This is a genomic window from Flavobacterium sp. FG68, assembly GCF_057808895.1.
Genome location: NZ_JBMDIY010000003.1, coordinates 211806 through 219566 on the forward strand (window position 1 = coordinate 211806; position 7761 = coordinate 219566).

Sequence of the window (7761 nt, forward strand, 5' to 3'; positions counted from 1 at the left end):
TACCCTTTTAGATTATGCATCGATGCATGTTACTTACTATTTAAAAATTAAAATCATGCATACCCAGAAAAATAATTTGCCAAAGCCCACCCGACAAGATTTCCCCATCATTGGTATTGGCGCTTCTGCAGGTGGTTTGGAAGCTTTTAGACAGTTTATTGAGGCAATTCCTTATGATTCTGAAATGGCCTATGTTATTGTACAGCATTTGCATCCGCTGCATGAGAGCATGCTGACTGAACTACTTTCGCGTGTGGCCAAAATTCCTATAAATGAAATCACAGACGATATTCATTTGGCCCCCAACAATATTTATGTCATTCCAGAGAATAAAATGCTTACCTCTTTTGATGGGGTCCTAAAGTTAAGTGCACGCCAGAAAGACACAAAAAATCAGGCGATAGATGTTTTTTTTAATTCGCTGGCCCAGGTGCACCTTGATTTGGCTTATGGCGTCTTGCTTTCCGGAAATGGATCGGATGGTACACTGGGACTTAAAGCGATCAAAAAACATGGCGGTATTACTTTTGCGCAAAATACTGAAGCTTCAAACAACGAAATGCCGCAAAATGCAATAAATGCCGGGGTTGTCGATTATGTGTTATCACCAGGACAAATTGTACAGAAATTAATTGACCTTTCAAAAAGCAGAGATTTATTGAGCAACGAAAATGATCCGAACAATGAAGATGTATTTCAGGAAATTATCAAAATTCTACGCCATCACAGCGGAGTAGATTTTACCTATTATAAACAAACCACTATACGCCGACGCATTGCAAGAAGAATGGCTTTGAACAAAATTTTGACTTTAAGGGATTATTTAAAAGTACTTCAGGGCAATAAACTGGCCCCTGAGGATTTGTTCAATGACTTATTGATACCGGTTACAGAATTTTTTAGGGACACTAAAATATTTCAGATCATGAGAGAAAAAGTTTTTCCCTTACTGACTGGAAGAGTAACTGAAGGAAATTCAATACGAATCTGGATTGCAGGCTGTTCTACCGGCGAAGAAGCCTATACGATTGCTATTGCGCTTCATGAATATTTAGGCGAAAACCTTGAGGGAAAAGAAATTCAGATTTTTGCATCCGATATCTCAGAAGTGGCTATTGCCAAAGCCAGAATCGGGTTTTACAGAAAATCTCAAATGCGAAATATATCTGAAACCATTCTGACCAAATATTTTACATCCAATACAAATGGTTATAAAATTAAAAGACAAATTAGGGATCTGTGCATTTTTGCCGTTCATAATTTTTTGACCGATCCTCCTTTTGCAAAAATGGATCTCATTACCTGTAGGAATGTATTTATCTATATGGATTCTGTTTTGCAGAAAAAATCACTTGCAACTTTTCATTACGCTTTAAAAGAAAATGGATTTTTGCTTTTAGGAAAATCAGAAACAGCTGTTCCTGCCGCGGAGCTTTTCCAGCCATTTGACAAAGCCGCAAAAATTTATACAAGAAAACAGGTTTCAGGCAGATTTGTACATTCCATTACGGGAAGCAATGATAAATTAAAAAATTCAAAAACTGCCGTTATGAGAAAGGAACTTATCAAGGAAGATTTCAGAAAAAGTGCCGAAGCTATATTGCTCTCAAGATATACCCCGGCAAGCGTAATAGTAAATGACCAAATGGACATTGTTCATATTAATGGCTCTATAACCGACTTTATAGAACTCTCGACAGGAAAGCCTACTTTTAATTTACTTAAAATGGCGCGCGATGGACTGGTTTTTGAACTTCGAAATACCTTTCATAAAGCCAAAGAAACGGGTGCTCTTATAAAAAAAGAAGGTATTCAGCTTAAAAATAAGGGAACAATCAGCGAAATTACCATTGAAATTCAGCTTTTGGAAGATACCACTGAACCTTATTTTTTAGTCTTGTTTTATAAAAGCTTTATCATAAGGGAAGATCTGCCTTCAGGGGAATTTTCTGAAGAAGAAATTCGTGAGCGTCCTAATTTGCAGAGAGTTGCACAACTAGAGAAAGAACTAGCCAGAATACACGATGATGTAAATGCCATAAGCGAAGAACAGGAAGCCTATAGTGAGGAACTGCAGAGCGCCAATGAGGAATTACTCAGCGGAAGCGAAGAGTTACAAAGCCTAAATGAGGAACTTGAAACCTCAAAAGAAGAATTACAATCCAGCAACGAAGAACTTTTGCAAATTAATCAGGAGCTTTTAAACAAACAGCAGCAAATTAATATTTCAAAAAATTATACCGAAGCTATTGTAGCTACCCTTCGGGAACCTATTGTTGTGCTTGATACCAATTTAAGGATAAAAAATATCAACAGGGCGTTCTCAAAAAAATATAATATTGACAAAGAAGAAGCCACAGGAAAGCTAATTTACGAAATACAAAATCACCTTTTTGACAATATTCCGATGCGGGCCATGCTTGAAAAAGTACTTCCCGAAAAGACACAGCTGGAGGATTACCAGATATCGGTGAACCTTTTGCCTTATGGGGACAGTATTATGCTGCTTAATGCCAGACAGGTTACTAATGAAACCAGTAAGGAACAATTAATTTTACTGGCTATTGAAGATATTACTGAAAGAAGGATTATTGAAAATAGATTAAAAGTTCTTTCTGACGGTTTTGAAGCCAATGTTCAGGAACGTACCTCGGATTTATTAAGCTCTAACACCGAGCTGGAAAACACGATCAAAGACCTTTATCATGCAAATGTTCAGTTACAGGAATATGCTTATGTGGCAAGTCATGATTTACAAGAACCATTGCGCAAAATCCTGATGTTTATCAGCAGATTACTGGAAATGGATGAAAATATTTCAAAGGAGGCAATGCTGTTATTGGAGAAAATAAGTAAATCCTCCACCAGAATGAATACCCTTATTCGCGATTTGCTTGCCTATTCATATCTTAATAATATTGACAGTCAATTTGCAGCAACTGACCTAAATGTAATTGTCAAAAATATTCTCGTTGATTTTGAATTAATGATAGAAGAGCATAATGTCCAGATAAAACTAGGGAAATTACCCGTTATTAATGCTGTTTCCCTGCAAATGAACCAGCTTTTTTACAATCTGATTAGTAATGCACTTAAGTTTTGTAAAAATGACGGTTCAGTTTCTAAAATAGATATCCGTTCACGCAAAATTTCGAAAACACAAATTAAAAAATATCCTGTGCTGAATCAAAGTTTAGAATATTACGAAATAGTAATTAAGGATAATGGTATTGGTTTCGATAAACTGTATGAAAATAAAATTTTTACCATCTTTCAAAGGCTGCATAGTAATGAAGTTTATACCGGTACCGGTATTGGGCTCTCGATTGGTAAGAAAATTGTGGAAAATCATAAAGGATTAATTTTTTCAAAAGCAAAAGAAAATGTAGGAGCCGCATTTCATATTATACTTCCTGTATAGCGGACTTGATACCTTTGCTGCCTCAAAAAGTTAAGACAAATTTAAAATATCATTTACCTCTCAAAAAAGAGATTTTATAAAAAATAATTATGGGTGCAAAAATGCACCCTTATCTTTGTCCACAATTGTCGTTAGCAATGTACTCATAGTTTCAAAAGCTAAGGCATACTAAATGGTATACTTTTTTTGTATTTAAAGGACCAAAAAACAATTAAAGTAATCATACAATTTTCTGAAATTTGTCTTATCCTAAAACTTTTTAACAACTTAAAATCCTTACATTTACCCGCTGGCTAACCAAATTACGCTGTATAATTAATCCATTTAGCAGCGTCAGGTCAATAATTTTAAGCAGTCAAGATGGAAAAATATACTGTAACAGCAGCACCGTTACCTTTAGATGATCATACACTATCGAATATTCAGATTAAGAAAGCCAATTTGTTACCAGACCTGCAATCGCGGCTGGATTCTATGGAAATGAAAGAGAAACCGCTAATGGATTCTACAATTCCCTTCAGGAACCTGACAGATGCCGTGAGTAAAAAAGAAAGTATTGCCCGAATAATTGATAAACTGGACGTTGAAAAAAGTCTTAGATATCAAAGAACTGTAGAAGACACCTATTGCAATGTATACTCTTATGATTATTGCTATTTCGCTAAAGTATATCTTCCAACCGTTTGGTGGACTCCCGAATCCCTTGAAAAAATTATACAGGGAGAAGATGTAGAAGCTGTATTTAAACAAACCGTAGACCGCATCTATTCCAGTGCCATACATGAGTGGTTTTTAGAATGGGGAGCAAATTTTGGATGGGAAAGAATATTTACAGCTGAAGAAATCCAGCAGAAGGTAAATGCCCATGGCGGAATTGGAATAATCTGCGCCAAGAGAAGAGAAAAAGGTCTCTCCGGACACATTGTTCCTGTAGTTCCTGAAACAGAGCTGCATAAAGCGTACCGCGAAAATGGCGTTATCGTATATCCGCTGCAGTCGCAGGCAGGAAAACTGAATTACAATTACTTTTCAGAAGTGAGAAAAGACTGGTGGAATGATGATTTGTATTCCTCTTATGTTTTTTATTATCACGAATAAAAACGCAATTCCCCGTATCGTTAAACATTCAAAAAAAATATTGATTACCAACGAGTTAACTACTTGGAAATACGATAATAAAAAACTACTTTTGCAACTTAGAAAAAACAAGAACAGCAAAAGTTTTGATTGAGCCGTTACCTTACTTAAATTATTGATACAAAATCGATTAATAACACTGGTAATTTTGTAACCCTATTACAAAATTTTACTCCTTATTTGCTCTTTCCTTCGATAAAAAGTGCAAAATTTCTAAAATACAAATTCCTATATTTTTAAAAGTAAACGAAAACTTTTATAATGGAGGCAGCAACGTGCTTAATCCGTTATAGGTTTCCTGTCTCTAATGGTAACAGGCCGGATATGTATCTTCAGATGAAATAATGCTTTAAAAATTATAATTAACCTTAAAAAAGAAAATAAGTATAAATGAAAGACAATCAGACAAAAAAATATTATTGGGGAATAGGATTGGAAAACGAAACCTACATGCAGTTTGAAGAACCCCTAATAGTTTCTGGTGAATTTATACAAGAAAAAATTGGCTTTGAGAAATATAGTATTGATTACAGAAAATGCTATAAACCCGAAAGCCTGGCTCCTATGCTGAAAAAAGCTTTTAACCTGACTGAAAACTATAAAGTAAGCCGAATGATGAACAGTCATTCGTTGGAAAAGCTCGATATCAATTATCAGCACAAGACATTATCGCCAGTAAAAAAAATAATCGATACGCAAGCCGGTGAGACGATCGCAGAACCAATTGAAAACCCGGAATATCTGGGTAAATCGATCATGGAACTTTTCCTTGAAGATCAGCCATACAACATTCAGAGTATGATTACCCAAAGAAACAAAACGATGGGATCTGTGCATTTTGATGGTGATTCCATTGAATTTGTAACCAAATATTTTGAAAACAGAACAATTATTGATTCCTGCAAAGAATTGAAAGCGACCAAAAAACTGTTTTTGGATAAAATCAACGAATCGTCTGTGTTAAACGGGAAATTAAATTTTCCGGATTACAACAACGGCCTTAATATGTTTATGACCAATCAGGAAAACCTGGTTTTGTTCAATAACGGAACCTACCATTTTCATATCACATTACCGTCATTAACAGAAGACAGCAGAATTGTGGATTACAATCATTTTGAAAAAACACATGCTAATGCCATCTACCTATTACAGTGGTTTGAGCCTTTTTTCATATCTACTCTAGGAAGCCCTGATATTATGGGCGTGATCAGTGATAAGTACAGTTTAGACAAAAAATTCACTTTGGGTTCAATGCGAAATGCCATGTCCCGTTACATAGGTGTTGGGACTTATAACAAATCAATGCCAAAAGGTAAAATTCTGACCTATAAGGTCGACAATTTTAGAAAACTGCTGAAATTTGCAAAAGAAGAAAACATCTGGTGGCGTGATCAGATTGAAGCCGACATGGAATATGAAATGCTTTCGGAAGTGGGGCTTGATTTTAATCAGGAAAAAATGTACCAGAGCGGTTTCGAATTCAGAAGCTTTGACGAATTCCCGGCGGCGTATTTAAATGATGTTCTTTTTTCTATTATTCTAATTTGCGAACATTCCCTAAACCTGCCTGATGTGCAATGGGGACATGACAGCAAAGTCTGGAATAACCTGGTCTTTAAAACCTTAAAAATGGGTTATGCCACTGAAATCAATGAAGAAGAAAAGAAAGAACTTTTAAATTTACTGCAGCTATTAAATCCTTCAGATTCTAATTACAGCAAACTAAAATCAGAATTTGAATCCATCATCATGCTGGATGAATTTTTCTTTAAAATTTTAGCTGTTTTACATGACAAATACAAGGACAACAACACTTGTCTGGATGCTATGTACGGACAAAAAACAAGTATCCCTCCAAAATGGGACAATTTTAATAAATACCAGACCGAAAGGCATTTAAAACAAATTGGTTCGTTCTGCGATAATTAAAAAAAGTATATCTTATTGCCTAAACTGCCCAATCCAGCCCCTAATTTGCTGTGGTCCTACTAATTAACGAAAAAAGGATTCTGTCACATGTGCCAGAACCCTCAGCCCTGACATCACAGCTGTATAAAGGAACATTAAAAAACTAACTCAACTAAAATTTCGTATATAAAGTAAAAAACGAATTATGACCTTGAGTTCCTTTCATCTGCCTGCTAAGATATATGGTTATCTTTCATTAAATCCTAACCGGAATGTGCCCTTTGAAGAGTTATGTTTCCACATGTTCCCATTAGGAAGCGACACACCATTTTCATATGAAAATTTTTCTGCTGAGAAAGCATACCAGACTAAAATAATGGAAATACTTCTTTTCCTTTGCGATATTAATCTTGTAGCCCTGAACGAGGAAACCGACGAAAGCTGTCTTAATCAGGATGCTTGGAATTGATCCTTTTATACCTCCACTTCCAAGTTTCACGGCAGAATCGTGGCAAATCATTTTTGGAGCTGCCTTGAATTTTGCCACAAAAAGTTAAAGTACCTTTTAATATATTTCACCTGTCTAAGTTTTGTCGTAGAATTGTTGCACAAAGTATTTTGAACAACTAAAAATTATGTCAAATAAAACCTGGTGTATTTAAGTTTGAACAGATTAGCGACTAAAAACTCTCCGAAGTTTCTTTGTGAATATTCTTAAAACAAAATACCAATTTGTCTTTCAAGTAGTTAAAAACAACGCAAAGAATCATCTTATGGCAGTAAATCGAAAAAAATACGACCGGGTTTTCAAAGAAAATGCAGTAAAGCTAAGTTATGAAAAAAGCAGTCTTAAAGAATTTGCAGATGAACTCGGAATATCGACCTGTTTACTTACTCATTGGCGTAAGGAGTATCATGAATTTGGATCGGGAAGTTTTCCTGGATCAGGTAATGTAAGAGTACATCCTGACAACAGATTTACCTATGAACTTGAAAAAAAATCTAAAGAATCAGAACTTAGATTTGAGATTTTAAAAAACGCATCTCCCTATCTATACCAAGGAAAATTAGTATTATATCCTTTTATAAAAAATAACGAAAAGAAGTACTCGGTAGCCCAAATGTGCAGCGTATTAGAGATAGATAACGGAAGCTATATAAAATGGAAACATAATGGTGTTTCAAAAAAACAAAAGCAGATCGCTTTACTAAAAGAAAATATAATATCAATATTTTTGGTTCTGTCGCATCTGCAATGTAAATCCGCAAGGAATCAGAAACCCGAAAATTAT

General features: G+C 35.1%; 4 protein-coding genes. All 4 read left to right on the top strand.

All coding sequences use genetic code 11. The annotated features are described in order from the left end of the window. Positions 1-55 precede the first annotated feature (55 nt). The gene (locus ACODSB_RS03420; protein WP_488936020.1) at positions 56-3421 is read left to right on the top strand and encodes a CheR family methyltransferase; all 3366 of its coding nucleotides are present in this window, start codon (positions 56-58) and stop codon (positions 3419-3421) included. A gap of 360 nt (positions 3422-3781) precedes the next feature. After that, entirely contained in the window at positions 3782-4519 is a 738-nt protein-coding gene (locus ACODSB_RS03425; RefSeq protein WP_488936021.1) for a hypothetical protein, read from the top strand. 429 nt (positions 4520-4948) lie between these two features. Then, positions 4949-6490 carry a hypothetical protein gene (locus tag ACODSB_RS03430; protein ID WP_488936022.1) on the top strand — a complete coding sequence of 514 codons (1542 nt, stop codon included), beginning with the start codon at positions 4949-4951 and terminating at the stop codon, positions 6488-6490. A 752-nt stretch (positions 6491-7242) separates the two neighbouring features. Beyond that, on the top strand, positions 7243-7761 hold a 519-nt coding region (locus ACODSB_RS03435; protein WP_488936023.1), incomplete at its 3' end, for a transposase.

Bases quoted from the DNA above. Each gene is read 5' to 3' on its own strand.
- ACODSB_RS03420 (WP_488936020.1), top strand. From the start codon at position 56: ATGCATACCCAGAAAAATAATTTGCCAAAGCCCACCCGACAAGATTTC.
- ACODSB_RS03425 (WP_488936021.1), top strand. From the start codon at position 3,782: ATGGAAAAATATACTGTAACAGCAGCACCGTTACCTTTAGATGATCAT.
- ACODSB_RS03430 (WP_488936022.1), top strand. From the start codon at position 4,949: ATGAAAGACAATCAGACAAAAAAATATTATTGGGGAATAGGATTGGAA.